Annotated in this window: 24 protein-coding genes; 10 read left to right on the top strand and 14 right to left on the bottom strand. The window is 71.6% G+C overall.

Going from position 1 to position 25,560, the window contains the following annotated elements:
• Positions 1-78 precede the first annotated feature (78 nt).
• Positions 79-462 (bottom strand): hypothetical protein, encoded by a 384-nt coding sequence (locus tag ORI60_RS06015; RefSeq protein WP_266035219.1) that lies wholly within the window; start codon positions 460-462, stop codon positions 79-81.
• A gap of 18 nt (positions 463-480) precedes the next feature.
• Between ORI60_RS06015 and ORI60_RS06010 the strand changes: the two genes are divergently transcribed.
• Genes ORI60_RS06010 through ORI60_RS06000 form a run of 3 tightly spaced genes read left to right on the top strand, consistent with a single transcriptional unit; the run spans position 481 to position 2,405 of the window.
• A complete protein-coding gene (locus tag ORI60_RS06010) occupies positions 481-1,155 on the top strand; it encodes a helix-turn-helix domain-containing protein (protein WP_266035217.1) in 675 nt (224 codons plus the stop codon).
• 39 nt (positions 1,156-1,194) lie between these two features.
• Complete coding sequence (locus ORI60_RS06005; RefSeq protein WP_266035216.1) at positions 1,195-1,932, top strand: aquaporin; 738 nt, start codon at positions 1,195-1,197, stop codon at positions 1,930-1,932.
• A gap of 5 nt (positions 1,933-1,937) precedes the next feature.
• Positions 1,938-2,405 (top strand): arsenate reductase ArsC, encoded by a 468-nt coding sequence (locus tag ORI60_RS06000; protein ID WP_266035213.1) that lies wholly within the window; start codon positions 1,938-1,940, stop codon positions 2,403-2,405.
• Between the two features lie 58 nt (positions 2,406-2,463).
• On the opposite strand, the gene ORI60_RS05995 is transcribed toward ORI60_RS06000, so the two are convergent.
• On the bottom strand, positions 2,464-2,628 hold the full coding sequence (locus ORI60_RS05995; RefSeq protein WP_266035211.1) for a hypothetical protein: 165 nt from the start codon (positions 2,626-2,628) through the stop codon (positions 2,464-2,466).
• A 19-nt stretch (positions 2,629-2,647) separates the two neighbouring features.
• On the opposite strand from ORI60_RS05995, the gene ORI60_RS05990 reads away from it, so the two are divergent.
• A complete protein-coding gene (locus tag ORI60_RS05990) occupies positions 2,648-3,259 on the top strand; it encodes a hypothetical protein (RefSeq protein WP_266035209.1) in 612 nt (203 codons plus the stop codon).
• Here the strand turns inward: ORI60_RS05990 and ORI60_RS05985 are convergent.
• From ORI60_RS05985 to ORI60_RS05965, 5 genes are all read right to left on the bottom strand, one after another.
• Positions 3,249-4,385, bottom strand: a complete 1,137-nt coding sequence (locus tag ORI60_RS05985) for a glycerate kinase (protein ID WP_266035208.1) — start codon at positions 4,383-4,385, stop codon at positions 3,249-3,251. The genes ORI60_RS05990 and ORI60_RS05985 overlap by 11 nt on opposite strands.
• Positions 4,386-4,393: 8 nt before the next feature.
• Entirely contained in the window at positions 4,394-6,235 is a 1,842-nt protein-coding gene (locus tag ORI60_RS05980) for an SLC13 family permease (RefSeq protein ID WP_266035206.1), read from the bottom strand.
• Positions 6,236-6,299: 64 nt separating this feature from the next.
• Positions 6,300-6,953, bottom strand: coding sequence for a response regulator transcription factor (locus ORI60_RS05975; protein ID WP_266035204.1), 654 nt, complete (start codon positions 6,951-6,953; stop codon positions 6,300-6,302).
• Positions 6,950-8,245, bottom strand: coding sequence for a sensor histidine kinase (locus ORI60_RS05970; protein WP_266035202.1), 1,296 nt, complete (start codon positions 8,243-8,245; stop codon positions 6,950-6,952). The genes ORI60_RS05975 and ORI60_RS05970 overlap by 4 nt, the downstream gene beginning before the upstream one ends.
• Before the next feature lies 1 nt (position 8,246).
• On the bottom strand, positions 8,247-8,558 hold the full coding sequence (locus ORI60_RS05965; RefSeq protein WP_266035200.1) for a hypothetical protein: 312 nt from the start codon (positions 8,556-8,558) through the stop codon (positions 8,247-8,249).
• Between the two features lie 119 nt (positions 8,559-8,677).
• Between ORI60_RS05965 and ORI60_RS05960 the strand changes: the two genes are divergently transcribed.
• From ORI60_RS05960 to ORI60_RS05950, 3 genes are all read left to right on the top strand, one after another.
• On the top strand, positions 8,678-11,230 hold the full coding sequence (locus ORI60_RS05960; RefSeq protein WP_266035199.1) for a glycoside hydrolase family 97 catalytic domain-containing protein: 2,553 nt from the start codon (positions 8,678-8,680) through the stop codon (positions 11,228-11,230).
• Positions 11,224-14,091, top strand: a complete 2,868-nt coding sequence (locus ORI60_RS05955; RefSeq protein WP_266035197.1) for a discoidin domain-containing protein — start codon at positions 11,224-11,226, stop codon at positions 14,089-14,091. Before ORI60_RS05960 ends, ORI60_RS05955 begins: the two co-directional genes overlap by 7 nt.
• A 92-nt stretch (positions 14,092-14,183) precedes the next feature.
• Positions 14,184-14,876: an alpha/beta hydrolase gene (locus tag ORI60_RS05950; protein ID WP_416234364.1), complete on the top strand. Its 693-nt coding sequence runs from the start codon at positions 14,184-14,186 to the stop codon at positions 14,874-14,876.
• On the opposite strand, the gene ORI60_RS05945 is transcribed toward ORI60_RS05950, so the two are convergent.
• Complete coding sequence (locus ORI60_RS05945) at positions 14,866-15,360, bottom strand: metallophosphoesterase family protein (RefSeq protein ID WP_266035194.1); 495 nt, start codon at positions 15,358-15,360, stop codon at positions 14,866-14,868. The two genes, ORI60_RS05950 and ORI60_RS05945, sit on opposite strands and share 11 nt — an antisense overlap.
• A gap of 77 nt (positions 15,361-15,437) precedes the next feature.
• On the opposite strand from ORI60_RS05945, the gene ORI60_RS05940 reads away from it, so the two are divergent.
• A complete protein-coding gene (locus tag ORI60_RS05940; RefSeq protein WP_323055878.1) occupies positions 15,438-16,241 on the top strand; it encodes a Ku protein in 804 nt (267 codons plus the stop codon).
• Here ORI60_RS05940 and ORI60_RS05935 read toward each other — a convergent pair.
• Complete coding sequence (locus ORI60_RS05935) at positions 16,234-16,908, bottom strand: PP2C family protein-serine/threonine phosphatase (protein WP_266035192.1); 675 nt, start codon at positions 16,906-16,908, stop codon at positions 16,234-16,236. The genes ORI60_RS05940 and ORI60_RS05935 overlap by 8 nt on opposite strands.
• A gap of 70 nt (positions 16,909-16,978) precedes the next feature.
• Complete coding sequence (locus tag ORI60_RS05930; protein WP_266035190.1) at positions 16,979-17,917, bottom strand: helix-turn-helix transcriptional regulator; 939 nt, start codon at positions 17,915-17,917, stop codon at positions 16,979-16,981.
• Positions 17,918-17,960: 43 nt separating this feature from the next.
• On the opposite strand from ORI60_RS05930, the gene ORI60_RS05925 reads away from it, so the two are divergent.
• On the top strand, positions 17,961-19,037 hold the full coding sequence (locus tag ORI60_RS05925; protein WP_266035188.1) for an epoxide hydrolase family protein: 1,077 nt from the start codon (positions 17,961-17,963) through the stop codon (positions 19,035-19,037).
• Positions 19,038-19,095: 58 nt separating this feature from the next.
• On the top strand, positions 19,096-21,675 hold the full coding sequence (locus ORI60_RS05920) for an AfsR/SARP family transcriptional regulator (RefSeq protein ID WP_266035186.1): 2,580 nt from the start codon (positions 19,096-19,098) through the stop codon (positions 21,673-21,675).
• On the opposite strand, the gene ORI60_RS05915 is transcribed toward ORI60_RS05920, so the two are convergent.
• The 4 genes from ORI60_RS05915 to ORI60_RS05900 all read right to left on the bottom strand — a co-directional run bounded on the left by ORI60_RS05915 (position 21,655) and on the right by ORI60_RS05900 (position 25,540).
• Positions 21,655-23,202, bottom strand: a complete 1,548-nt coding sequence (locus ORI60_RS05915) for a PQQ-binding-like beta-propeller repeat protein (RefSeq protein ID WP_266035185.1) — start codon at positions 23,200-23,202, stop codon at positions 21,655-21,657. The two genes, ORI60_RS05920 and ORI60_RS05915, sit on opposite strands and share 21 nt — an antisense overlap.
• Before the next feature lie 75 nt (positions 23,203-23,277).
• Complete coding sequence (locus ORI60_RS05910) at positions 23,278-24,312, bottom strand: hypothetical protein (protein WP_266035184.1); 1,035 nt, start codon at positions 24,310-24,312, stop codon at positions 23,278-23,280.
• Between the two features lie 45 nt (positions 24,313-24,357).
• On the bottom strand, positions 24,358-24,720 hold the full coding sequence (locus ORI60_RS05905; protein ID WP_266035182.1) for a hypothetical protein: 363 nt from the start codon (positions 24,718-24,720) through the stop codon (positions 24,358-24,360).
• A 46-nt stretch (positions 24,721-24,766) separates the two neighbouring features.
• On the bottom strand, positions 24,767-25,540 hold the full coding sequence (locus tag ORI60_RS05900; RefSeq protein ID WP_266035181.1) for a TetR/AcrR family transcriptional regulator: 774 nt from the start codon (positions 25,538-25,540) through the stop codon (positions 24,767-24,769).
• Between the last annotated feature and the right edge of the window lie 20 nt (positions 25,541-25,560).

Genomic DNA, 25,560 nt, shown 5'->3' with positions numbered 1-25,560 from the left:
GTGTCGTCAGCTCACCAGAGGAAAGCCGCCAGCGCCACGCAGCAGGCCGGCACGAGCCACACCTGTCCGGTGTGGACATCAGCTGTGACCAGTCGTTCCACCGCCGGGAAACAAGGCGTTGGGCAGGTCAGCGCCCGTGACCACGACTCCCAGCGGCACCGCGGTCTGCACCGAGACCCATCTGGGCAACACCACGGCGGCGGGCGGCTGCGTGGTGAGGGCGTTGAGCAACAGCCCGTCCCCCACCAGGCGGACCACGTGCGCACGGGCGAGGTCGCCCAGCTCCGCCTCCAGCAGCCGGTCCCAGCGGCGGGTGGCCTCCCTCACCTCGGCGGGCAAGTCGAGATCGCCCGTCGCACGACACCGTGCAGCAGCGGCGGTGGCGCTTTCCCGGCGCTCGGCGTGCCCACGAGCGTGTGACCTGCCACCGCCCCACCTCCAACCTTGACCAGGACGGGACACTCAACCACTATTGAGTCAATGAGCACTGACTGGTCTTCGGAGCTGGTGGCGCGGGCCCGCGTTCACGCCGCGCTGGGCGAGCCCGCGCGGCTGGCGATCGTCGACCGGTTGGTGCTGGGAGACGCCTCACCGAGCGAAGTGGGTGCGGAGCTGGGGTTGCCCAGCAACTTGCTGGCGCACCACGTGAAGCTGCTGGAGCAGGCCGGACTGGTGGAGCGGTCGCGGTCGGAGGGCGATGCCCGCCGCACCTACCTGCGGCTGCGCACAGCGGCACTGACCGGGCTGGTGCCCTCCGGCGTGCGGCAGGCGCGGCGAGTCGTGTTCGTGTGCAGCCGCAACTCCGCCCGCTCGCAGCTCGCAGCGGCGTTGTGGGCCGCGCGCAGCACCGTGCCCACCACCTCGGCCGGCACCCGGCCCGCCGAGCAGGTGCACCCGCTGGCCGTGGCCACGGCCAGCGCCCATGGTCTGTCGCTGGCCCGTTCCCGTCCCCAGCACGTCGAGCAGGTCGTGGGTCCGGACGATCTCGTCGTGGCCGTGTGCGACAACGCTCACGAGGAGCTCGACCCCGCCGACCGGCTGCACTGGTCGGTGCCCGACCCCGCGCGGACGGGCACCGAGGAAGCCTTCGACTCCGCCTTCCAGGACCTGGCGGACCGGGTCGAGCGCCTGGCCCCCGCCGTGCACGTCCCCTGACGCCCCAACCCCGACAGCACAGTCCACGAAGGAGTCGCGATGACGCGGCCGTTGTCCCGCACGCTGCTGGCCGAGTACCTCGGCAGCCTGCTGCTCGCCGCGCTGGTGATCGGCTCCGGTATCGCCGCCCAACGCCTGTCCCCCGGTGACGTGGGCCTGCAGCTGCTGGAGAACGCCGCCGCGACCGCCGTCGGGCTCTACGCCATCATCCTGATCTTCGGGCCGGTCAGCGGCGGGCACTTCAACCCCGTGGTGTCCTTCGTGGACGCCGCGTTCGGCGGCCTGCCCTGGCGCCACTTCCTGGCCTACGTGCCCGCCCAGGTGCTCGGATGCGTCTCCGGGGCAGTTCTGGCGAACGTGTTGTTCGACGCCGCGCCGATCAGCATCTCCACCACCGCGCGTGCCACCTGGCCGCACGCCGTCTCCGAGGTCGTGGCCACGCTCGGGCTGCTGCTGGTGATCTTCTCCCTGGCCCGCTCCGGCCGGGCGGAACGCGCACCGGCCGCGGTCGGCGCCTACATCGGCGCGGCGTACTTCTTCACCAGTTCCACCAGCTTCGCCAACCCCGCCATCACCGTCGGCCGCGTCTTCAGCGACAGCTTCGCCGGAATCGCCCCCGCCTCGGTGCTCACGTTCGTCCTCGCCCAAGTCGTCGCGGCCGTGATCGCGCTGCCGCTGCTGCGCGCCCTGTACCCGAACGCCTCGGCGCACGCCGAGGACGTCGTCCTGCCACACCCGACCGAGCCCGCCGTCACCGCCAGCGAAGGAACCGTGTGATCGACATGTCCCGAACCGGAACGACCGAGACCGCCGCCGAGACCGGGGTGTCTTCGTCACGCAAGCCGTCGGTGCTGTTCGTGTGCGTGCACAACGCGGGCCGCTCGCAGATGGCCGCCGCGTGGCTGTCGCACCTGGCCGGCGACCGGGTGGAGGTCCGCTCCGCCGGGTCCGCCCCCGCCGACCAGGTCAACCCCGCCGTGGTCGAGGCCATGCGCGAGGTGGGCATCGACATCTCCGCCCAGACCCCGAAGGTCCTCACCTACGACGCGGTCCGCGAGTCCGACGTGTGCGTGACCATGGGCTGCGGCGACGCCTGCCCGGTCTTCCCGGGCAAGCGCTACCTGGACTGGAAGCTCACCGACCCCGCCGGGCAGGGCGTGGAGGCGGTCCGCCCGATTCGCGACGAGATCAAGACCTTGATCGAGGGCCTGCTCGCCGAGATCCTCCCCGCCGGGGGAACTGCGCCGTAGCCACGCCGATCCGGCTCGGCCGGGTGCACCGCCGCGGCGTCCTTTGTGGTCTACCGGCTCATTCCGGACGGGGCGCGGACGCCTCGGCCAGCCGCTGGTGCAGGCGTTCCCTGATTTGGTCGGGGGTGTAGGCGGCGCGGCGGCGCTGGTTGCGGGCGACGACCACGCCGCTCGCCGCGACACCCGCGAAAGCGGCCATACCGATCACCTTCCACAGCTTCATGTGCCTAGGCTACTGGGCCATGGCGACAACACTGGACAAAGCCGTCGAGATGACCCGCACCGGCGACGTGTGGGTGTTCCGGGGGCGCAGTGCGGCGGACCGGGCGATCCAGGCCATGACGAACAGCCCCGTCAACCACGTCGGCATGGCGATCGTGATCGACGACATGCCGCCGTTGATGTGGCACGCCGAGCTCGGCAAGTCCCTGAAGGACATGTGGAGCGGCACGCACCAGCGCGGCGCCCAGTTGCACGACCTGCGCGACGCGGTCGTGACGTGGCACGACAAGTACAAGCAGCGGGCCTGGCTGCGGCAGCTCGACCACGAGGTGACGCGCGAGATGGAGGACGCCGCGCTGCGGACGGTGGCGCGGCTCGACGGCACGCCGTTCCCCTCCACCGCGAAGCTCGCCTCGCGGTGGTTGCGCGGGCGGGTTCCGTTGGGGCCCAAGGGTGACGCGACGATCGAGAGCGCGTTCTGCGCGGAGATCGTGGCCGTGACGTACGAGGAGATGGGCCTGCTGCCCAAGCGCAGGCCCAACTGGTACGACCCCGGCCGCTTCTGGAGCGGTGACGACCTCGAGCTGCTGAACGGTGCCAAGCTCCGCAAGGAGGTCGAGATCATCGTGTGAGTGCCGCGCCGACCAGGAGCAGTCGCAGGGTGCGTTCCGTGGCATCGGTGAGGAGTTCCGCCGTTCTGGCCATCGCGGTGTCCAGCGTGACGGGTGCGGCGATGATGCTGGCGTAGGCGTCGATGCCGGCGTCGTGGTTGGCGCGGGCGTCCTCCCCGATGGTGCCGGCGAGCGCGATGACGGGCTTGCCGTGCTTCTTGGCCCGGCGCGCCACCTCCGCGGGCACCTTGCCGTGCGGGGTCTGGCCGTCGATGGCGCCTTCCGCGGTGATCACCAGGTCGGCCTCCGGCAGGCGGGCGTCGAGGTCGGAGTGCTCGAGGACGACGTCGAAGCGCGGCAGCAGGGTGGCGCCCAGCGCGTGCAGGCCGGCGCCGAGCCCGCCGGACGCGCCCCCGCCCGGCATGGTGCGGACGCCGGGACCGAGCAGGTCGGCCCAGTTGTCCAAGGCGTCGCTGAGCAGTTCGACCTGTGCCGGGGCCGCGCCCTTCTGCGGGCCGAACACCCTCGCCACGCCCCGGTCGCCGCACAGGACGTTGTGCTGGTTGCAGGCCACGGTGATCTCGGCCTTGTCGAGCCTGGGGTCCACTTCGGACAGATCGAGTGCGGCGGCGCCGGCCAGGGCCGCTCCCCCGCGTCCGATCTCGCGGCCGTGCGCGTCGGTGATGCGGGCCCCCAGCGCCTGCAGCGCGCCCGCGCCGCCGTCCGACGTGCCGGAGTCGCCGCACCCGACCAGAATGCGGTCGACGCCGAGGTCCAGGGCTGCGCGGATCAGCTCACCGACGCCGTACGTGGTGGTGGTCGCCGGGTCGCGGTGGTCCTTCGGGACGAGCCTCAGTCCTGCCGCCGCGGCCATCTCGACCACCGCCGTGCGCGGGCCGGGGCCGCCGAGCAGCGCGAAGTGGGACGGGATCTGCTCGCCGACCGGTCCGGTGACGAGCGCGGGGACGAGCGCGCCGTTCGTGGCTTCGGCGAGCGCCCGGGCCGAGCCCTCGCCGCCGTCGACGAGCGGTGCCTTGTCCACGATGGCGCCGGGCACCACGCGGTAGATGCCCCGTGCGATCGCATCGGCGACGTCGCACGCGTCCAAAGACTCCTTGAAACCGCTGGGAGCGACCAGGAAACGCATCGGTGACCTCATTTCAGTGGCAGGCCGAGATGCGGCCAGAGGAGAACGGCGCACGCGAGGACGAGCGCGCCGGTGATCGGCGCCAGGACCGCCGAGAGCTTGAGCAGGTCCCGCTGGCTGTAGGCGTCGGCGAAGAGGGCGACCGGTTTCGCGGACGCCGTGGTGGTGTGGCAGAAGCCGGCGGCCGCGGTGGAGATGAATGCCAGCGCGGCGGGGTTCATGCCCGCGGCCGCGGCGAGCGGGATGACGATCGGGACCAGGACCGAGGAGCGGGCCGAGCGGGACTGGATGACGAGGTGCGCGAGGAGGCTCACCACGATCACGGTCGGCAGCAGGTGGGCCGGGTTGATGAGGGTGGCGACGGTGTGCGCCGCGCCGGAGCTGACCAGGGCCGAGCCGAGCATCGTGGTGGCGGCCATGAAGAGCAGGAGCGACCACGGGATCTCGGCGAACGCGGCTTTGAGCGTCGTGGTGCCGAGGCGCGGCGCGGTGATGGCGACGGCGCCGGCGAGGGCGGTGACCTCGGGCGGGACGTGGTGCCAGGACTCGGTCAGCCACCCCGCCGAGACGACGCCGACGATGACCAGGGAGGTGATCTCGGGCCTGGTGAGCGCCGAAAACTGTCGGTGCTGTCTGGGAGAATCAGAACAGGGGTCCCCTGGGAGGGGACCCTCGCTCCGCGCTGCGAGGGCGGCTGTGGGCTCGTGGCTCACGTTCAGGGGCTGCGTGTGGCCGGTCAGCGGCTTCGCGCGGCCAGTCAGCGGCTGGGTGCGGCGGTTCAACGGCTGAGTGTGGTCGGCCAGCGGCTCCACTCGGCCAGTCAGCGGCGGGGTGCGGCCAGCCAACGGTTCCACTCGGTCAGCCAGCGGCGGGGTGCGGTCAGCCAACGGTTCCACTCGGTCAGCCAGCGGCTGGGTGCGGCCAGCCAACGGTTCCGCATGGCCAGTCAACAGTTGCGCGTGGCTGGCCGACGGCTGCGTGTGGCGATTCAACGGCTGAGTGTGGCTCGCGAGCGGCTCCATCCGGCCAGCCAGCGGCTGCGTGTGGCCAGCGAGCGGCCCGGCACGGCCAGCCAGCGGCTGCGGGTGGCCAGTCGACGCCCCCGCACGGCCGGCCAACGATTCCGCACGGCCAGCCGACCCCACACCGCCAACCAACGAATCCACACCGTCAGCCAGCGGCTCCGCATGACCGGTCAACGGCTCCCCATGGCCGGTCAACGGCTCCGCAGCGCCAACCAGCGGCTCCGCGCGGTCCGCACGGCTCGTGAACAGCCACAACACCACTTCGGCCGTCACGTGCGCGCTGACCACCGCGAGCGGGAGCCCGAGCAGCATCCACTGCCCGAACCCGATCCCCTGCCCCGTCGCCTGCTCCAGCAAAGCGCTGGTGATCAGGTGCGCCCCCGCCCCCACCAGCGTCGCCACCGCGGTCAGCAGGATCACCGACGGGAACAGCACCCCGAGCGCCCGCGACACCCGCGCGTTGACCCGCAGAGCCCGGTACACCGGCAGGGTCAGGGCGGCACGGCCCGAGGTGGACGGCACGAAGAACGCCGTGAGCAGCAAGGCGAACGCCGTCAGGTGCATCAGACCGCGCACCGAGCGGGCACGTCCCACCAGCGAGGTCGCCAGGCGCGTGGGCAGCCCGGACGCCGAGACGCCCGCGGCCAGCACGAACGCGGCGATGAGCAGCCACGTCGTCGAGCCTCCCAGCACCGCCAGGGCCGAGGCGGGCAGGACTCCGAACAGCAGCAGGGTCACGACGGCGGCGAGGGCGACGAACGTGTCGTCCAGCGGTGTGCACGTCCACAGCACCACCGCCACCGCGAAGACCACCAGCGTCAGCATCACGAGAACGATCGTGCGCGGCCACCCTGATCCACAGGTGAGGCCCGGATGAAGGACTCTTCATCTAGCTGAGGCGGTACCCCATGCCGCGCACGGTCTCCAGCCGCTCCGCGCCGATCTTGCGCCGCAACGAGCGCACGTACACGTCGACCACGTTGGACCCGGGGTCGAAGTCGTAGCCCCAGACGTGGGAGAGGATCTGTTCGCGCACCAGCACCTGCCCGGGATGCCGCAGGAACAGCTCCAGCAGGGCGAACTCGCGCGCGGTGAGGTCCACCGGGCCGGACGGCAGCACGGCCTGGCGGGTGCGCAGGTCGAGCGACAGCGAGCCGGCGGTGAGCACCGTCGCCTCGGGCACGCCGGGCGGGCGCAGGCGGAGGCGGACGCGCGCCAGCAGTTCCTCGAAGCGGAACGGTTTGGTCATGTAGTCGTCGGCGCCGCCGGACAGGCCCGCCACGGTGTCGTGCACCGAGTCGCGGGCGGTCAGGATGATCACCGGTGTGGTGACGCCCTGGTCGCGCAGGGACCGCAGGACGGAGAAGCCGTCGAGGTCGGGCAGTCCGAGGTCCAGCACCACCAGGTCGAACGAGGCGGCCCACGACAGCGCGTCGGCTCCCGAGGCCACGACGGACGTGGTGAAGCCGTTGGCCCGCAGGCCTTTCTCCACGAACGAGGCGATGCGCGCCTCGTCCTCGACGATGAGGATCCGGCCGGTCATCGGGGCACCTCCACCACGAACGTCGCGCCCTCGCCCGCCACCGAGCTCACCCGCACGGCGCCTCCGTGGGCTTCGGCGATGGCCTTCACGATCGGCAGGCCGAGGCCGGTGGAGCGGGAGAACAGCAGCGACTCGTCGCTCACGCCGGGACCGGAGTCGGCGATCCAGAAGGAGACGACGGAGTCCACAGAGGATCCGAAGCGGATGGTCGCGCCCGGGGTGGTGTGGCGGACGGCGTTCGAGGCGAGCTGCAGAACGGCCTGGGTCACGCGTTGCGGGTCCAGCACGGCCTCGCCTTCCGCGATCGAGTCGAGCACCCAGCGGCGGTCGCCGAGGGCGCGGAGGTGGGCGTCGATGTCGCTGGTGAGCTCCGGCAGGCTGACGGTGACGGGGCGCAGGAAGTCCGGGCGTTCGGACTTGACCAGCAGCAGCAGGTCCTCGACCAGGCGGGCCATGCGGTCGAGCTCGTCGGTGCACAGCCGCACCACGTCGGCGCGCTCCTGCGGCGAGTCGCCCAGCAGTTCCAGGTGGCCGCGGACGATGGTGATCGGTGTGCGCAGTTCGTGGGAGGCGTCGTCGAGGAACTGGCGCTGCAGGCGGAACGAGCGGTCGAGGCGGTCGAGCATCGAGTTGAACTGCTTCGCCAGCGCCGCCACGTCGTCGTTGCCCGACACCGGGATCCGGCGGGTGAGGTCGGCCTCGGTGATCTCGGCGGCGGCCTGGCGGACCACGCGGATCGGAGCGAGGACCACGCCCGCCACGAGCCACGCGATGAGGGCGGCGATCAGCAGGCCGGCCAGCGACACCAGCACCAGGACGCGCACCGTCGAGTGCACCGGCGCTCGGACACCGTCCTCGAAGTAGCCGGTGACGAACCACATCTCCGCCGGCGCGGCCGTGTGCACCTTCGCCCACCGGAACGGCCCGGCCGGGGTGGACGCGACGCCCCACGGCGTGCCGGCGGACGTGATCGCGTCCAGCACGGCGCGGTCCTTCTCCAGCGCGTAGGTCACCTCGGAGCGCTGCACCAGCACGTGGCCGGGCAGCACGGCCAGGTGGACCTCGTGCTCGTCGGGGTACTGCAGGCGCAGGTGGGCGTCGGCGACGGTGCCGGCGTCACCGGCGTGGTTCTCCGCGTAGGCGCCGAACTCGGTGGTCTCCTGCTCCAGGGCGCGGTTGACGCGGTCGTCGACGTCGACGAGCAGCAGGCGCCACACCACGACCACGACGGTCGCGAGGACGAGCGTCATCAGGCCGAGGAGCCAGCACATGATCTTCACGCGTGCGGGCACGTCAGTCGTCCTCGTCGTCGTCATCGACCGGCGGTGGCGGCGGCAGCACCGACCCCGGTGCGGGCACCGCCGGTCCCGGCGTGGGCACCACCGACTCGGGCGTGGGCGCCACCGAGGACGTCGTCGGCGGAGCGGAACGTCCTATCCGCACTTCCGGCGTGCGCACGTCCGGGGGCACCGGCCGCACCACGGTCAGCACGAGCAGCACGGCCGCGAGCGCGCACGCCACGCTGAGCACGGCCACGAGGACCGTGCCGGTGCGGGCGGACGGCAGCATGCGACCGAGCCTGCCGTCCCTCGCGAAGTGCCGCATGAGACCAAGATGAAGATCTCTTCATCTGTCCGCAAATCGACTGATAATCATCAGCCCCTTGACCGGGAACGTGCGGACCCACACGATGAGAGCGGTCCCACACCCAGGAGCTGACAACGATGTCACGACTGCTCGTACTCGTGCTCGCCCTGCTGTTGCCCTCCGCCCCCGCCGTGGCCGCGCCGACCGGCTGGACCGTGGCCGGACCGGGCCAGATCACCGCGAGACTATCCCTGAACAGCGGAAACCTGACTCTGGACGTGACCAGGCAGGGCAGAACCGTGCTCCAGCCGGCTGCCGTCGGTCTCACCACGACCACCGCGGATCTCACCAAGGACCTGACGTTCACGGGGCGCAGTGACCGCGTTGTCATCGATCGCTACACCATGCCCCACGGCAAGCGCGTGCAGCGTTCGGCCCGCATGACCGAGGCGCGGTTCGGCTTCCGCAACGCCTCCGGCCGCTTCGACCTGCTCGTGCGCGCCTCGGCGGACGGCGTCGCCTACCGGTACGTGCTGCCGGGACCGGCCGCGGTCACGTCCGAGGCGTCGAGCTTCCGCGTCCCCGCCGACTCGAAGGCGTGGCTGCTGCCCTACAACGCCTGGTACGAGGCCAACCGCGTGCGCACGACCGCGGGTGAGGCCACCGGCGACTTCGGCTATCCGTCGCTCTTCCAGACGGGACAGGACTTCGCGCTGCTCACCGAGTCCGATGTGGATGGCAGGTACGCGGGCAGCAGGCTGCGCAGGAGCGGCGACGGCTTCCAGGTCGTGCTGGCGGACGCGCAGGTGGCGTCGACCGGCACGACCCCGTGGCGTACCGCCATCGTCGGCGACCTGCACACCGTGAGCACCTCCACCCTCGTGGACGACCTGGCCAGCCCCGCGACGTTCACGGACGTGAGCTGGATCAAGCCGGGCAAGGTCGCGTGGTCGTGGCTGAGCGAGCACTCCAGTCCGGGCGACTTCGCACGGCAGAAGCAGTACGTGGACTTCGCCGCCCGCCACGGCTGGGAGTACGCGCTGGTCGACGAGGGCTGGAGCGCCGCGTGGGTGCCGGAGCTCATCCGGTACGCCCGCGCGCAGGGCGTGGAGATCCTGCTGTGGCTGCGCTGGAGCGACCTCGACACCCAGCAGGAACGCGACACCGTGCTGCCCAGGATCAAGCAGTGGGGCGCGAAGGGCGTGAAGCTCGACTTCATGGAGTCCGACTCGCAGGACCGCTACCGCTGGTACGACGCGGTGCTGCAGAAGACGGCCGACCTGAAGCTGATGGTCAACTTCCACGGTTCCACCATCCCGCACGGCCTCGCGCGCACCTGGCCGCACGTGCTCACGATGGAGGCCGTCCGCGGCGCCGAGAACTACCCGCCCGCCGCCAACAACCCCGTGCAGTTCTTCACCCGCAACGTCGCCGGCTCGATGGACTACACGCCCGTGTCGCTCGAAGTCGGCACGAAGGAGGCGTCGATCGCGCACGAGGTGGCGCTGCCGGTCGTCTACGAGTCGGGCTGGACGCACTTCGCGGACAAGCCCGAGGCCTACGAACGGCATCCGCAGGCGTTGCGCTACCTCGACCAGGTCCCGACGGTCTGGGACGAGACCCGGCTGCTCGACGGCGATCCGGACTCGCACGCCGTCGTCGCACGCCGCAACGGCGACAGGTGGTTCGTCGGCGGCATCGCCACCCAGGAGCGCACGCTGCGGGCGCCGCTGGAGTTCCTCGGCGGCGGGCAGTGGCTGGTCGAGACCGTGCGCGACCCCGCCACCAGGGCCGACGTCGTGCGCGACACGCAGGTCCTGCGCCACACCGACACCCTCGCGGTGCCGGCCAGGCGCAACGGCGGTTTCGCCGCGGTCGTCTGCCGCTACCGCCCCGGCCTGCAGACGTGCGACCAGCCGATCCGCCAGGTGCCGAAGACCACGCTCACGGTCGAGCCCACCGGCACGATCGACACCCCGCCGGGCTCGACGCTCGAGGTCGCCGGCACGTTCACCAACGGGGACAAGGCGATCCGCGACGTCAAGCTGACCGCGGTCGCCCCCGAGGGCTGGTCCGTCACGGGTGCCGCGGTCGGGCGGCGCACGCTCGCGCCCGGCGAGTCGGTCAGCGGACGCTGGCGGCTCACCGCCGGAACGGGCATCGGCCCGGTCGACGTGCCGATCGTCGCCACCTTCAGTCCCGGCGTGCACGTCGAGCAGGTGGTCAAGGCGTTCGTGCCGCCCCCGGTGCCGGTGAACGGGACGCAGGTCAGCGATCTGCCGTTCATGAGCGAGACCAACGGCTGGGGCCCGGTGGAACGCGACAGGTCCAACGGCGAGAACACCGGCGGTGACGGCGCGGTGCTGTCGATCGGCGGTGTCACCTACGCCAAGGGGCTCGGCACGCACGCACCGTCCGAGGTCTCGGTCTACCTGGGCCGCGGCTGCGAGCGGTTCACGGCCAAGATCGGCCTCGACGACGAGACCGAACAGCCCGGATCGGTCGTGTTCCAGGTGTTCGGCGACAACGAGCTCCTGCACGACAGCGGAGTCGTCAGCGGCAAGGGCGCGGCGGTGCCGATCGACGTCGACGTCAGCACCGTCCGGATGCTCAGCCTCCGCGTCACCGACGGCGGCGACGGCCGCAACTTCGACCACGCCGACTGGGCGGAGGCGGCCCTGACATGCTGATCAACCGCAGGACGTTCCTCTACGCCACGGGTGTGCTGGCGGTCGCGCCGAAAGTCTCGGTGGCGCAGCTGAAGGACACCTACTACGAGGTGCTGCTCAGGCACACGAGGTGGGCCGAGACGCAGTACGACGCCGCGGCCGGACGCTACCGTCGCACCGACTTCGGGTTCGCGGTCGTGCTCGGCAACGCCGTCCTGCTCACCAGGGGCGGCTACGACGCGGCACTGGCGGGCGTCGAGAAGGACGTCCTGCGCGACCACACGCTCGCCACGATCAAGCACTTCGCGGCGAGCAACGTGCTCGCGGGTGGCACCGAGTGGGGCAAGACCCTGTTCTGGGACACCACCTTCCAGTCCTACTTCGTGCTGGCCGCCCGGCTGCTCTGGCCGCACCTCGACGCCGCCACCCGCGCGCACGTCGAGGCGATCGCACGTGGCCAGGCCGAGTACACGACGTCGCTCGGCACCGGGAACGACCCGCGTTCCGGTTCCTGGACGCCGAACGGGCTCGTCGGCGGCCACCGCGGCGACACGAAGCTGGAGGAGATGGGCGTCTACGCCCAGGCGCTCGCGCCCGGCCTGGCCTGGCACGGCGACGGACCGGGCTGGCGCGAGGCGTTCGGGCGCTGGAGCCGCAACGAGGCCGGGCTGCCCGCGGCCGACCTCGCCAACCCGTCCGTCGTGGACGGAACGGCGATCTCCGCCAACACGGCCACGAACCTGCACGACACGTTCATCGTCGAGAACCACGGCTCGTTCGGCCCGCACTACCAGGAGGAGCTCTGGCGCACCTCGGGCCGCAACGCCGTGCACTTCCTGCTCGCCGGACGGCCGCTGCCCGAGGTGCTGACCAAGCAGCCCAACGGAGAACTGTTGTGGCGCACCATCCTGGCGACGATGAGCGACGCCGGTGAGCCGTTGATGCCCATGGTCAACGACCGCGAGCACCTCTACGGCCGGGACGTCATCCCGCTCGCCTTCCGCTCCACCGTCCTGCGCGACCCGATGGCCGCTCGCGCCGAGGCCGCGCTCGCGTCCCGGCTGCTCGCCTACCAGGCCCATCCGCCGGTCCACCGGCTCGCGAAGTTCTCCGGTGAGGCCAAGTACGAGCCGGAGGCACGCGCCGAGCTCGCGATCAGCTACCTGCTGCACGAACTGCGCCCGCCCGCGAACCCCGTGTCCGAGCAGGAGTTCTTCCGCGACGCCGCCACCACGATCGACCACGGCGCCGGCCCCGGTCTGGTGACCCACCAGTCGGCGGCCGCGTGGGCGGGCACGGTGACCAAGCCGGGGTTCACGAAGCTCGCGTGGCAGCCCTCGCACGACGACTGGCTGTTCAAGATCAGCGGCTCGACGCCGATGCTGTTGCCCCCGGCGGCCGTCCTCGGGCGCAACACCGTTGTCCACCACCAGGTGCGCGACGGCGTCGACGCCACGGCGAGCCTCCTGCGGTTCGCGGACGGGTTCGCCGGCACCGCCACCCTGCCGACCGGCACGATCGTGTGCGCGCTCCCCCGCCCTGGCCGGGTCGACGTGCACAACCTCGCGATGGCCGGGATGCCCGGCCTCACCGGGTCCCGCACCTACACGGGCTCGGCGGGCAGCGTCACGGTCCCGGCGCGCACGGGGTTCCGCGTCGACGACCTGACGTTCCCGGCGACGACCGCGCGGCACGTCCGCATGGTCGGCGTCACCCCGCACCCCACCTACGGCTACTCGCTGTTCGAGTTCGAGGCGGGCCGGGGAACGGTGACGGCGTCGTCGTTCGACCCCGGCTACGAGCCGGCGAAGGCGGTCGACGGCGATCCCGCCACGCGCTGGGCGGTCGCCCGTGCCGAACGCGGCCGCGCGGACAGCTGGATCGCCGTCGACCTCGGCACCGCCACCGCGGTGGACCGCGTGCGCCTGCGCTGGGAGACCGCGGCCGCGGTCGCCTACCGCGTCGAGACGTCGACGGACGGCAGCACGTGGACGACGGTGGCCTCGTACCCCCGCCCGGACGCGAGCACGACGGGCTGGCTCGACGTGGACGGTCGGGCCGGGTTCGTCGCGCGCTCGGCCGAGCCGATCACCGTGCAGGGCGACACGATCACCGTGCCGGCCGGGATCGTGGAGGGCTACGTCCGCGCGGACCTGCGGAAGATCGCGGCGGAACCGGTGCCCCGGTGCCCTCCGGGAGTGCTCGCGAGCACGGCGGACGGGTTCCTCAGCGCCTTCAACCTGTCCGGCGCCGACGTGGCCGGAACCGTCCGGCTGCACGGCTCCAGGCTCTACCGCGGCACGCAGGTCACGACCCGCGACGGCACCGAGTACGCGCTCACCCTGCCCGCGGCCACCGCGCGGGTCGAGGTGCCGTGGTTCACCGCCCGCGACATCCCGCCGGGCATCACGGCCGTCGTGCACGACGCGCAGCGGGTCACCTTCCGCGGTGGCCCGGCGATGTTCGTGCTGGTCCACCGCGACGGCCGAAGCCTCAAGGTCGCTCTGGGCCGTGCCGAGCGCACGGTCAGCATGCCGGGTGTGCGGGCGTTCCCGATCGACGACCTCGCGCTGGGGTGCGTCACGTTCCCGAACTCCGTGCTGCCGCCCGGCATGAGCGACCCGGCCGCCGCGGTCGACGGTGATCGGCACACCGCGTGGACGCCGGGCCGCGACGGCCGCATGGTCGTCGACCTCGGCGCGGTGCACGCCATCGGTGACGTCGATCTGGAGTGGACACACGGCGGGCGACCGCCGCACACCGTGACGTACAGCGTGGACGGCAAGACCTACGGCTCGGCCACCACCGCGAGGTACGTCGCCGTGTCGACCGGCTGGCGGCCCGGGCACGCCTCATTGCGCACGATCGTGGTGCGAACATGACGGTTTAGGTGCCGATCGGTCGGCAACCCACAGTCATGTTCGACGGATTGCGATCCGCCTCACGCGAAAGCGTGGTGAGGGCGGTGTGGGACGTGCCGAGGCTGCTGCGCCACCCGGTGTGGCGGAACGCGGATCCGCACCAGGGCAACGGACTCGGCGTCGTGCTCGTGCCGGGTTTCGGAGCCGGCGAGGCCAGCCTGGCCCCCGCCGCGTCGTGGCTGCGCGCCCGCGGTTACCGCCCGGCCCCCTCCGGGGTCGGGTTCACCGTGGGCTGCACCGCGGAACTGCTGACGAAGCTCATGCACAGCACCGAAAGGCATGCCGAGGTCACCGGCCGGCCGGTGGTGCTGTTCGGCCAGAGCCGCGGCGGCTGGCTCGCGCGGCTCGTCGCCGCCCGGCGTCCCGATCTCGTGCACGGCCTGGTGATGCTGGGCAGCCCCGTGCTCGACCCGATGGGCGCGCATCCCAGCGTCATGCGCGTCGCGCGGTTCCTGGCCCGGCTCGCCGCCGCGGGTGTGCCCGGACTGCTCGACGACGACTGCATGCGCGGACCGTGCTTCGACGAGCACATCAAAGCGCTCGCCGAACCGCTGCGCGTTCCCGCGGTCTCCGTCTTCTCGCGGCAGGACGGGGTTGTGCCGTGGGAGCTGTGCCAGGACCCGTGCGCGGAATGCGTCGAGGTGCGCAGCACGCACACCGGCATGGGGTTCGACCCGCAGGTCTACGAGGCGCTCGGCCCGCGACTCGCGGCCTGGGCGGGGCGCGAGGCCGAAGTCACCGCGTGACCGGCACGATCCGGGCGTCGAGCAGGACACCGTCCTCGATCTCCAGCAGCCCGACCGTGCCGTGCGGCTGACGCCGTTTGTCCGTGGGCGAGCCGGGGTTGAACACGCGGACCCCGTCCTGCTCCTCGTCCCACGGGATGTGCGAATGTCCGAACACGACGAGCCGGGCGGCGGGGAACCGGCTGCGCATCCTCGCCATCCTGCCGGTCTTCTGGCCGCTGTCGTGGATCATCGCGAACGGCAGGCCGCCGATGTCGGACTCGACCGTCTCCGGAGCGCCCCACGCCACCACGTCCGGGCCGTCGTTGTTGCCGCACACGGCGATGACGGGTGCGTACTGCGCCAGCTCGTCCAGCACGGGAGCGACGCAGACGTCCCCGCCGTGCAGGATCAGGTCGGCTGACCGCAGATGCTCAGCCACGGCCGGTGGGCACCGCTTCCAGAAGCGCGGTGCGTGGGTGTCGGACAGCACCACGACTCTCACGCCCGTGACGGTAGCAAGGCCGGACCTCCGCGGCCGATCGACGACTAACCACGCCGAGTCGTGGGTACCTGACCTGCATGGCGAGGGCGATCTGGAGCGGTTCTGTCAGTTTTGGACTCGTGAGCATCCCGGTGGAGCTGTACAGCGCCACCGAGGACCACACCGTGCACTTCAACCAGTTCCAGCGCGGCACGTCCGACCGGATCCGGTACAAGCGCGTCAACGAGCGCACCGGCCGTGAGGTGCCCTACGACAAGATCGTGAAGGGGCACGAGGTCGAGAACGGCGAGTACGTGGTCGTCGAGCCGGAGGAGCTGGACGAGATCGCGCCGGGCCGCAGCCGCACGCTCGACATCGAGGCGTTCGTGGACATCGACGAGATCGACCCGGTGCACTTCCAGAAGACGTACTGGCTGGGGCCGGCCAAGCCCGAGTTCTCCCGCCCGTACCTGCTGCTGGCGCAGGCGATGAAGAAGACGAACCGGGCGGGCATCGCGATGTTCGTCATGCGCGGCAAGCAGTACCTGACCGCGCTGACCGAGGACAAGGGCATCCTCGCCGTGCACACGCTCTTCTTCGCAGACGAGATCCGCAAACCGAAGGACGTTCTCGACGTGGTGCCGGAGGGCAGGGCACCGCGCGGCAAGGAGCTCGACATGGCGGTGTCGCTGGTCGAGTCGATGGCCGGCGAGTGGCGGCCGAAGGACTACCGCGACACCTACACCGAGCGCGTGAACAAGCTGATCAAGGCCAAGCAGAAGGGCAGCAAGGTCAAGGTCGAGGACGAGCCGGCGGAGGCCACCGGGGTCGTGGACCTCATGGAGGCGTTGCAGCGCAGCGTCGAGGCGAGCAAGAAGAAGCGCGGCAAGAAGGTCAGCTGACCACGAGCGCCGTCGCGTTGTCGGTGCCGCGCGCGTACAGAGCCGCACGCACCAAGCGCTCCGCCGAGCCGTGCCCGGACATGATCGCCTCGATCCCGTTGTACCCCAACGGCCCGTAGACGCCATCGGACACGAGAGCGAGCCGCGGAGACCGTGTCGCGGCACGGCCGATGTTCTCGGCCGTCGCGTGGCGAACGGTGTTGGTGACGACGTGGTCCATCCGCGGTTCGGCCTTGATGCCGCGCTCGCGGAAGTACTCGGCGACCGTGTGGTCGGTGGTGAGCTGGACCAGGTCCGAGCCGTCGGCGGCGTACGCGCGGGCGTCGCCTGCCCACGCCACGTCGAAGCCGCCGTCCGGACGGGCGGTGGCGACGACGATCACGGCGTCGCCCGAGTGCACCTGGAGGGCGTCGCGTGCGGCGAGGATCGCCGCGACCGGATCGGTCAGCAGGGTCGCGGCACGGGCGGCGGCCCACGCGGCCTCGGCGGCGGCCGCGGAGTCCCCCACCCCGTCGGTGACCACGAACGTGCGGCGGCCCGCGGCGAACGCGTCGGCGTTGTACCTGCGCGGTCCGCGGTCCGACGCGTGGGTCACCGTCAGCGCATTGCCCAGCGGAACCGTGGCCGGCGGAGCCGCGTGCAGCGGCCTCGTGTGATCGATCAGCATGGCGGACCTCCCTGACCTCCACTAAGCCCTGCCGGCCTGGGAGTCTGCTGTCAGGACCCTGAGAAATCCTCTAGAACTTCGCCGCCCGGCGGAACCGGTCCGCTGCTCGGAGCAACGCGGCGGAGAGCTCCGGCGGGGAGACGACCTCGAACTCGACGGTGATGCTCGCGAGCATGAACACCACGTCGTCCATCGTCTCGCCTCCGACCCGCACGTGGCACGAGGTTTCGTCCACAGCCGAAACCTCGCCGTAGCTCTGCCAGTCCACGGCCTGGGACGCGGGCACGCTCAGTCGCACGACGCCCTGCACCGGCCACCGATCGGCCACGCGCGCCGCCACGAACGCTCCCGCGTCACCGCCTGGGATCTCACGGGGCGTGAAGCGGGCCCCGAACGGGGTGCTCACGCTCATCCGATCGAGTCGAAATGTCCGCCAGTCCTCCCGCAGCACGTCCCAGGCCACCAGGTACCAGCGACGGCCCCACGTCACGAGCCGGTGCGGCTCGGCCTCGCGCCGGGACTCCTCCCCGGAGTGCCCGACGTAGGAGAACCGGATCCGCTGCCGGTCGCGGCAGGCCGTCCCGACCAGCGTCAGCAGCCCGGCGTCGACCGCGGGAGGCGCCGAGGTGTGCGGCACCGTCGCGATCTCCAGCGCCGCGACGCGGTGGCGCAGCGAGGAGGGCAGCACCTGCTCGACCTTCAGCAACGCGCGCACGGCCGTCTCACCGATGTTCTCGATGCCGCTCGCGGTCCGCAGCCCCACCGCCACGGCCACGGCCTCGTCGTCGTCCAGCAGCAACGGCGGCAGCCGCGCACCCGGCCCGAGCCGGTAGCCACCGCCGGACGTGCCCATCGACGCGTGCACCGGGTAGTCCAGCGAACGAAGCCGGTCGACGTCACGCCGGACCGTGCGCGTGGTGACGCCCAGCCTGTCCGCGAGCTCCGCACCGGACCACTCGCGGCGCGACTGCAGCAGACCGAGCAACTTCAACAACCGAGCAGAGGCCATTGTAGGACCATAACTGTCCTACAGTGGCCATAGCGTCGCCTGCATGAAGCCGTTCGAGATCGCCATCCCCCAGTCCGAGATCGACGACCTGCACCGCCGCCTCGACCAGACCCGCTGGCCCAGCGAACCGGCGGGCGCGAGCTGGGCGCAGGGCACACCCCAGGACCGCCTCAAGGAGCTCGTGGCCCACTGGCGCGACTTCGACTGGCGCGAGCGGGAACGGCGGCTCAACAAGATCCCGCAGTTCCTCACCGAGATCGACGGCACCCCGCTGCACTTCCTGCACGTGCAGAGCACCAAAGCGAACGCCGAACCGCTGCTGCTCACCCACGGCTGGCCGACCACGTGCTTCGCGTTCGAGCAGATGATCGAACCGCTGAGCCGCGACTTCCACCTGGTGATCCCGTCCGTGCCGGGCTTCGGTTTCCCGGGCCCCACGACGGAGCTCGGCTGGACCATCCCCCGCGTGGCCGGCGTGTTCGCCGAGCTGATGCGACGCCTGGGCTACGACCGCTACCTCGCGCACGGCTACGACTTCGGCGCCATGCTCACCCGTCAGCTCGGGATGTGCGACGAGGTGAAGGCCGTCCACGTCAACCAGATCTTCTCCGCCGGTGTCACCCAGGAGACCGCGGACATGAGCGTCGACGCCGAGCGCCGGTCCGCGGAGAAGGCCTTCCGGTACGAGTTCGAGCAGTTCGGGTACGTGTCGATGCAGAGCACGCGGCCGCAGTCGGTCGCCCACGCGCTCACCGACTCTCCGGTGGCCCAGCTCGAGTGGATCGAGTGGGCGTTCCACACGTGGAGCGACCCGGAGATCGGGGTACCCCTCGACGCGGTGCTGACGACCGCGTCGATCTTCTGGTTCACCCGGACCGCGGGCTCGTCGGCGCGGTACTACCAGGAGGGGGACGAGACGTGGGGCGAGCTGGAGCCGATGTCCGCGACACCGACCTCGGTCGTGGTGTTCCCGCACGACGTCGGGGTGCCGATCCGGCGGATGGCCGAACGCAACCACACCATCGTGCGCTGGACGGAGATGGCGCGGGGAGGCCACTTCGCGGCGCTGGAGGTGCCGGAGCTGATGGTCCGGGAGCTGCGGGAGTCGTTCCTCGTGTGAGGACGACGTGACGCTCGGCCGAGGTGCACGCGGAGCCGGAGCCACTACGGTGATCACCGTGCGGTACACGGTCTTCGGCGCGACCGAGTTCGGTCCGACGCGCCTCGGCGCCCTGCTCGGCGTGCTGCTCGCCGACGCGGGTCAGGTCGTGACCGCCGAAGAGCTGGTCGAACGGGTCCTGGGCGACGCTCCCCCGCCGCGAGCCCGTGCGATGGTGCAGACCTGGCTGACGAGGCTGCGGCAGACGTTGCCGGGTCTGATCGAACGCGACCGCGGCGGCTACGTGCTGCGCGTGGACCCGCTGGAGATCGACCTGCACCTGTTCCGGCACCTGGTGCGCGCGGGGAGGACGGCCGACGCGCTGGCGCTCGCCACGGCCGAGCCGTTGTCCACACTGGACACACCGTGGGCCAGGCAGCTGCGCGCGGGCTTCGCGGACGAGCTGCTCGCGGCCCGGCTCGACCACGTCGACGATCGGCTGGCCCGGGGTGAGCACGCGGAGCTGGTGCCCGAACTGCACGCCTTGGCCGCCGGCCGGCCGCTGGACGAGCGGATCGCCGCCCAGCTGATCGAGGCGTTGCACGGCAGCGGACGCGCCGCGGAAGCGTTGCGGCACTTCGAGGTCGTGCGCGCCCGGCTCGCCGATGAGCTGGGTGCCGAACCGTCACGCCACCTCGCGACCGTGCACCGTCGGCTGCGGGCCGCCTCGGCACCGCGCCAGCTGCCGGCCGCGCCCAAGCCGTTCACCGGCCGGGCGCTGGAGCTCGCCGAGCTCGACGACGCGCCGAACGGCGTCGTGGTGATCACCGGCACCGGCGGGGTCGGCAAGACCTCGCTCGCCGTGCACTGGGCGCACCGGGCCATCGACCGGTTCCCCGACGGCCAGCTCTACGTGAACCTGCACGGCTTCGGCCCGAGCGGCGCGGCGGTCAGCCCCGGTGACGCGCTGCTGCGGTTCCTCTCCGCGCTCGACGTGCCGCGCGCGCAGGTGCCGCACGACCTCGCGGGGCAGTCGGCCCTGCTGCGGGACGCGCTCGCGGACAAGCGGGTGCTCGTGCTGCTGGACAACGCGACGGACGCCGAGCAGGTCGAGCCCTTGCTGCCGCGCACGCCGAACGCGCACGTGGTGATCACGAGCCGCACGTCGCTCAAACCGCCCCACGCCAAGGCGTTGCCGCTGGGGCTGCTGCCGCCGGAGGACGCCCGCGAGCTGCTGGCCGCCCGGATCGGGCACGACCGCGCGCGGGCCGAGCCGGACGCGGTCGACACCGTGGTCCGCCGCTGCGCCCGCCTGCCGCTCGCGCTCGCGGTGGCCGGTGCACGGGCGGCGACGCAGCCGGAGTTCCCGCTGGCGGCGCTCGCGGACGAACTGGCGGATCTCGACGCGTTCGCCGACGACGATGACGTCACGGCCGACCTGCGCTCGGTGTTCTCCCACTCCTGCAAGGCGTTGAGTCCCGCGGCGCTGCGGCTGTTCCGGTTGCTGGGGTTGATGCCGGGCTCGGACATCAGCCTCGCCGGGGCCGCGTCACTGGCGGCGCTGGACGTGCGGGAGACCGGGGCGCTGCTCGCCGAACTCGCGACGGCGAACCTGATCGACCAGCCGGAGCCGGGCCGCTTCACCTGCCACGACCTGCTGCGCGACTACGCGGCCGAGCTGGCGCTCGAGGACGAACGCGACGAGGCCCTGAACCGGCTGCTCGACCACCTCGCGCTGACGGGCGTCGAGGCCGGTGTCGTGTACACGCCCAGCCGCCACCGACCGGCCACCCACCCACCGGCTCCCGGTGTCGTGGTCCTGCGCTTCGGCACGCACGAGGAAGCGCTGGCGTGGCTGATGGCCGAGCACCCGACGTTGATGGCGGCGATGCGCCACGGCACGCCCGCGCAGACGTGGCTCATGGGCTGGTCCCTCGCCGACGCCCTCGACCGCCAGGCGCGTTACCGCGATCTCCTGACGTCGCAGCAACTCGCGGTCGCCGCCGTCGAACAGCTCGACGACCCCGACGGCCTGGGCCGCACGCTGATCAACCTCGGCCGCAGCCTGAGCCGCATGCGCCGTCCCGACGAGGCCACCGCCGCGCTGCACCGGGCGTTCGACGTCTACGAGGGCAATCCGGCGGGCCAGGCAGGGGTGCTGCTGAACATCGCGATGCTGTGCCCGGACGACCGGATCGGCGAGGCGATGGAGCACACGCGGCGCGGGCTCGCGTTGTTCGAGGAGTGCGGCGACTCCTACGGCCAGGCCAACGCGCTGACCGGCCTCGCGTGGGGCCACAACAAGCTCGGCGAGTACACGCGGGCCGTCGAGCACGCCGAACGCGCGATGCGGAGGTGGCGGGAGATGGACCACCTGATCGGCCAGGCCGAGGCGTGGGACAACCTCGGCACCGCCCACCTGGGGCTGGGTGATCACGCGAAGGCCGCCGAGGCGTTCACCCGCTCGTCGGAGATGTTCCGGCTCGGCGGCGACCTCCCGCTCGGAGCCGGCGCGTACGAACAGCTCGGCGACACCCACGCTGCGGCGGGTGCCGCCGAACTGGCCCGGCAGGCCTGGCAGAAAGCCGTCGAGCTGCGCACTCAGGCGGGCCTGCCCACCGACGGGGTGCGCGCGAAGCTACAGGCCGAAGGCCAGTAGCACGTGGCCGTGCGGGTTCACGTAGCCCGACGAGTAACCGGACTGCACGTAGACCATGCCGTCCGACACCACCGCGCCCGCACCGGGCCCGGCCAGCGTGCCGCCGCGACCGGTCAGCCCGTTGACACCGCGGACGTCCTGGATGGTGTCGTGGGAGAAGATGATCTGGCCGGTCCTGGAGTCGTACGCGCGGAACTTGCCGTCGAGCGCGCCCAGCCACACCACGCCGGGTGAGCTGGACACCGGTACGCCATGCGCCTGGTAGCAGCCGGGCTGGCCCGCCGCGCCGCCCGTGGAGCAGCCGTCGGCGGGTGCCGCCGTCTCCCACAGCACGGTGCCGGTGGCGGGATCCACCGCGAACAGCTTGCCGGGATCGGCGTAGTAGGTCGCGATGTAGAGCCGCTTGCCGTCGTAGCTCGACCCCCACTGGATGCCCGAGATGCCACCGCTGGGCAGCGGCACGCCGAGCTGACGACGCCACACGACCTGCCCCGTCGCGGCGTCGAACACGTGGTACACACCGGACTTCTGGCCGACGCCGACGAGCCGGCGGCCGTTGACGGTGAAGAGGTTCGGCGTGGCCCCGATGTCGTGGTCGAGGTTGGTGCCGTCCTTGAGCCCGGGGCAGTAGCCCTCGGCGTCGGGCTGGTTGCACGCGTCGCGCCACGTGTCGGCGTCGGTGACCTGGTTGGTCCACCTCACCGCGCCGGTGCGGGCGTCGAGCGCCAGCAGCGAGTCGAACTCACCGCCCTTGCCCGTGTAGTTCTGGCCCGTGCCGACGTAGAGCGTGCCGGTCCGGCGGTCGATCACCGGCGAGCTCCACACGCCGACGCCGGACGGCTCGAACCGCTTGGCGCCGTTGGGCCAGGTGCCGACCTCGACCGGCTCCGGCACCGTGTAGTGGCGCCAGACCAGCGCGCCGGTGTCGATGTCGAAGGCGTCGATGTGACCCCGGAACGTGCAGCACGCGTGCGTGTTCGGCAGGACGTTCTCGCCGCTGGAGGTACCGACGTACACCAGTCCGTTGTGGACGATCGGCGAGCTGGTGGTCATCGACGCGATGCCGGTGTCGAGCTGCACCTGCCACCTCAGGCGGCCGGTGCGCTGGTCGAGCGCGAAGAACCTGCTCGCGCTGTCGCCGAAGAACACCTTGCCGTCGGCCACCGTCGGGCCGTCGGAGTTGAACGCGTACCGCTCGGCCTGCGGGAGCGTGAACTCCCAGCGGGACCGGCCGGAGCGCGCGTCACGGGCGTAGAACTTCCCGTCGGGACCACCGAAGTAGATCGTGTCCCCCACGACGGCGGGCTGGCTGCGGACGCCGTTGTAGGCGCCCTTGGGGTAGGCGAACGCCCACTCCAGCTTGAGCTTGCCGGCGTTGCCCGCGTTGAGACGCCATTCCGCGGCCTGGTGCCGCGTGCCGTCGAGGTCCTTCGCCCACCCGGTCCAGTCGCCACCGGGGTGCGCGGTGGCGGGTGCCGCGGTCAGCACCACCAGTGCCGCGGTGAGCAGCGCAGTTGTTCTGAGCATGGAATTTTCCCCCTTCCGCCACCCAGCCTGGCAGTGGCGGAAGCGCACCACGTCCCCCCAAAGTCTCTTCGAGGCTTAACCGATCGGTTGATGCGTCACGACGCCGACACCCGGAAAGCCCTTGCCGACGATCGGGTTCTTCCGGCCGCCGAGGTACTGCCGGAAGAACGCCGGGATGTAGGTGGTGGCGGCCCGGCGCTGCTGCTCAGGGGTCAGCGCGGTCGCCGGGCAGGTGCTGTCGTTGTCGTAGGACCATTCGGTGTTGAAGTAGTTGTGGTTGGCGTTCTCCGGCGTGACGGCGTGGATCGGCACGACGTTGCGGCCCTTGGCGTTCTCGATGTAAGAGGTGCCGCTGACGGCGCCGTCGCAGCTGCCCGTCATGACCGCGAACGGTGTCCTCGTGATGCGGTAGTCGAGGTTCTCGGGCGCCTCCGGGTCGGGCGCGTAGTAGTCCGCCGGCGCGAGCGGGAGCACGGCCTTGATCCGCACGCCGGCCGGTAGTTCGGCGGCGTGCTCGTCCGAGGCCTGGTAGACCGCGCCACGGCCACCGCGCGAGTGCCCGAGCGTGCCGACGTTGGTGAGGTCGACGTGCCCGCGGAACCCCGGCAGTCTCAGCGGCCCCTTGCCCTGGTTGAGATCACGCCACAACTCCAGGTGCCTGTTCATCACCGCGGCCCTGGCGACGTCCGCGATCTGGCCCATCTCGCCCGCGTTGACACCGTTCACGCTCACCGACACGACCACGAAACCCTGCCGCGCCAGTTCCTCGGCGAGGTAGTCGTACCCGCGGTAGCTCGGGAACGCGTCCCCTGACGGACACGGCCAGACCCACTGGTCGCCGGCGCACGGTTTCCAGTAGCCGTGTGCGAGCAGCACCAGCGGCCGTACGCCGACCAGCGTGCGCGGCGCGTGCACGACCGCGGTGAGTTCGAGGTCCGCGACGGGACCGCCCGGTCCGGTGTGAAAGCCGGGCACCTGGAACGCCCGATCACCGAGCGAGTACTCGACCTTCCTGACGCCCGAGCCGTACCCGCCGGGGGCTGCGGTGGCCGCCGGGGCGGCCAGCACCACCGCCATCACGACGGCGGCCGCGGTTCTTCCGATTCCCATGGGGTGATCCCATCGGGAAATTGTGGGCGTCCTGTGAGGACGGCGTCACGGTTCTGCCACAGAGAAGTGGCCGGCGAACCCGCCGAACCGCTCCTCCAGCGGCCCGGTGCCCGCACTCAGCTCACGCCACAGCTCACGATGCCGGGCCAGCGACGACGGGTCGTGCACCAGCACGACGACGGCGCCTCGTCGCACCAGCACCCGGGCGGAGACGTCGTGGGTGAGCACCAGCGGCCGCACACCGACGAGGGTGCGGGGCGCGTGCACCACCGCGACGAGATCTCCGGCTCGGTACGTCATCGTCGTGGTCGCGGAGCGGTCGTCGTCCGGAGGCGGAGTGGCCGCCGTGCTCGGCGCCGTCAGCACCAGGGCGCACGCGACGGCCACAAGGACTCTGACGATTGCCATGGCGCCGATCCCACCGAGCCCGTGTGCTCTGCACGTCCGGACTTCGTCACGGTTTCGCTACAGCGGCCTCGATTCCGTCGAGCAGGACCTTCAACCCGCTGCGGAAGTTCTCCACGGCGTCGTTCTCCAGATACGGCAGATCCGGGTCGACGGGTTCCCGATCGGACTCCAGCACGTGCAGCATCGGGAACTTCTTCTCCAGGTCGGGCTCGATCTCCAGCAGCACGGCCGACCGCGCGTACCACCACTCCTCGTCGCCCTCGCCGGTCGCGCCCCCCGCGGCACGGGCCTCGGCGACGGTCTGCGCCGCGCCGCGCACGAAGTAGTTGACGGCGCCTGCGATGCCGCGCAGCTCACGACCGGGCAGGCCGGTGGACACCAGGATCGCGGCCAGCGCCTCGATCACCGCGAACTCGTGCGGACCGAGCACCGGACGCGCCTGCGACACCTGCAGCATCCACGGGTGACGGCTGTAGAACTCCCACATGTCGTGCGCCCAGCGCGTGACCGCGGCCCGCCAGCCGTCGTCGAGCGGGTAGGACGCCGGCAGCTCGGCCATCGCGCGGTCGTACATGAGGTCGACCAGCTCGTTCTTGCCCGGCACGTAGGTGTAGAGCGCCATCGCGGTCCGCCCGAGCCGCTCCCCCACCGCGCGCATCGAGAACGCGATGCCCTGCTCGTCGGCGACCTCGACGGCCGCGTCGACGATCGCGTCCACGCTCAGTCCGGGCTTGGGGCCGGGACGATTCTCCGCGACCGACGCCCGCCAGAGCAGTTCGATGGACCGGCGCGGGTCGCCCTGACCTGCGTAGACGACCACGGTTGCAACTCCTTATGCCG

This window comes from Lentzea sp. NEAU-D7 (assembly GCF_026242055.1).
Classification (GTDB): Bacteria; Actinomycetota; Actinomycetes; order Mycobacteriales; family Pseudonocardiaceae; genus Lentzea.
The sequence above is the reverse complement of the archived record's forward strand: the minus strand, read 5'-3'. Positions and strand labels throughout refer to the sequence as shown.

Bases quoted from the DNA above. Each gene is read 5' to 3' on its own strand.
- ORI60_RS06010 (WP_266035217.1), top strand. From the start codon at position 481: ATGAGCACTGACTGGTCTTCGGAGCTGGTGGCGCGGGCCCGCGTTCAC.
- ORI60_RS06005 (WP_266035216.1), top strand. From the start codon at position 1,195: ATGACGCGGCCGTTGTCCCGCACGCTGCTGGCCGAGTACCTCGGCAGC.
- ORI60_RS06000 (WP_266035213.1), top strand. From the start codon at position 1,938: ATGTCCCGAACCGGAACGACCGAGACCGCCGCCGAGACCGGGGTGTCT.
- ORI60_RS05995 (WP_266035211.1), bottom strand. From the start codon at position 2,628: ATGAAGCTGTGGAAGGTGATCGGTATGGCCGCTTTCGCGGGTGTCGCG.
- ORI60_RS05990 (WP_266035209.1), top strand. From the start codon at position 2,648: ATGGCGACAACACTGGACAAAGCCGTCGAGATGACCCGCACCGGCGAC.
- ORI60_RS05985 (WP_266035208.1), bottom strand. From the start codon at position 4,385: ATGCGTTTCCTGGTCGCTCCCAGCGGTTTCAAGGAGTCTTTGGACGCG.
- ORI60_RS05980 (WP_266035206.1), bottom strand. From the start codon at position 6,235: ATGCTGACGCTGGTGGTCTTCGCGGTGGCGGTGGTGCTGTGGACGTGC.
- ORI60_RS05975 (WP_266035204.1), bottom strand. From the start codon at position 6,953: ATGACCGGCCGGATCCTCATCGTCGAGGACGAGGCGCGCATCGCCTCG.
- ORI60_RS05965 (WP_266035200.1), bottom strand. From the start codon at position 8,558: ATGCGGCACTTCGCGAGGGACGGCAGGCTCGGTCGCATGCTGCCGTCC.
- ORI60_RS05960 (WP_266035199.1), top strand. From the start codon at position 8,678: ATGTCACGACTGCTCGTACTCGTGCTCGCCCTGCTGTTGCCCTCCGCC.
- ORI60_RS05955 (WP_266035197.1), top strand. From the start codon at position 11,224: ATGCTGATCAACCGCAGGACGTTCCTCTACGCCACGGGTGTGCTGGCG.
- ORI60_RS05940 (WP_323055878.1), top strand. From the start codon at position 15,438: ATGGCGAGGGCGATCTGGAGCGGTTCTGTCAGTTTTGGACTCGTGAGC.
- ORI60_RS05935 (WP_266035192.1), bottom strand. From the start codon at position 16,908: ATGCTGATCGATCACACGAGGCCGCTGCACGCGGCTCCGCCGGCCACG.
- ORI60_RS05930 (WP_266035190.1), bottom strand. From the start codon at position 17,917: ATGGCCTCTGCTCGGTTGTTGAAGTTGCTCGGTCTGCTGCAGTCGCGC.
- ORI60_RS05925 (WP_266035188.1), top strand. From the start codon at position 17,961: ATGAAGCCGTTCGAGATCGCCATCCCCCAGTCCGAGATCGACGACCTG.
- ORI60_RS05915 (WP_266035185.1), bottom strand. From the start codon at position 23,202: ATGCTCAGAACAACTGCGCTGCTCACCGCGGCACTGGTGGTGCTGACC.
- ORI60_RS05910 (WP_266035184.1), bottom strand. From the start codon at position 24,312: ATGGGAATCGGAAGAACCGCGGCCGCCGTCGTGATGGCGGTGGTGCTG.
- ORI60_RS05905 (WP_266035182.1), bottom strand. From the start codon at position 24,720: ATGGCAATCGTCAGAGTCCTTGTGGCCGTCGCGTGCGCCCTGGTGCTG.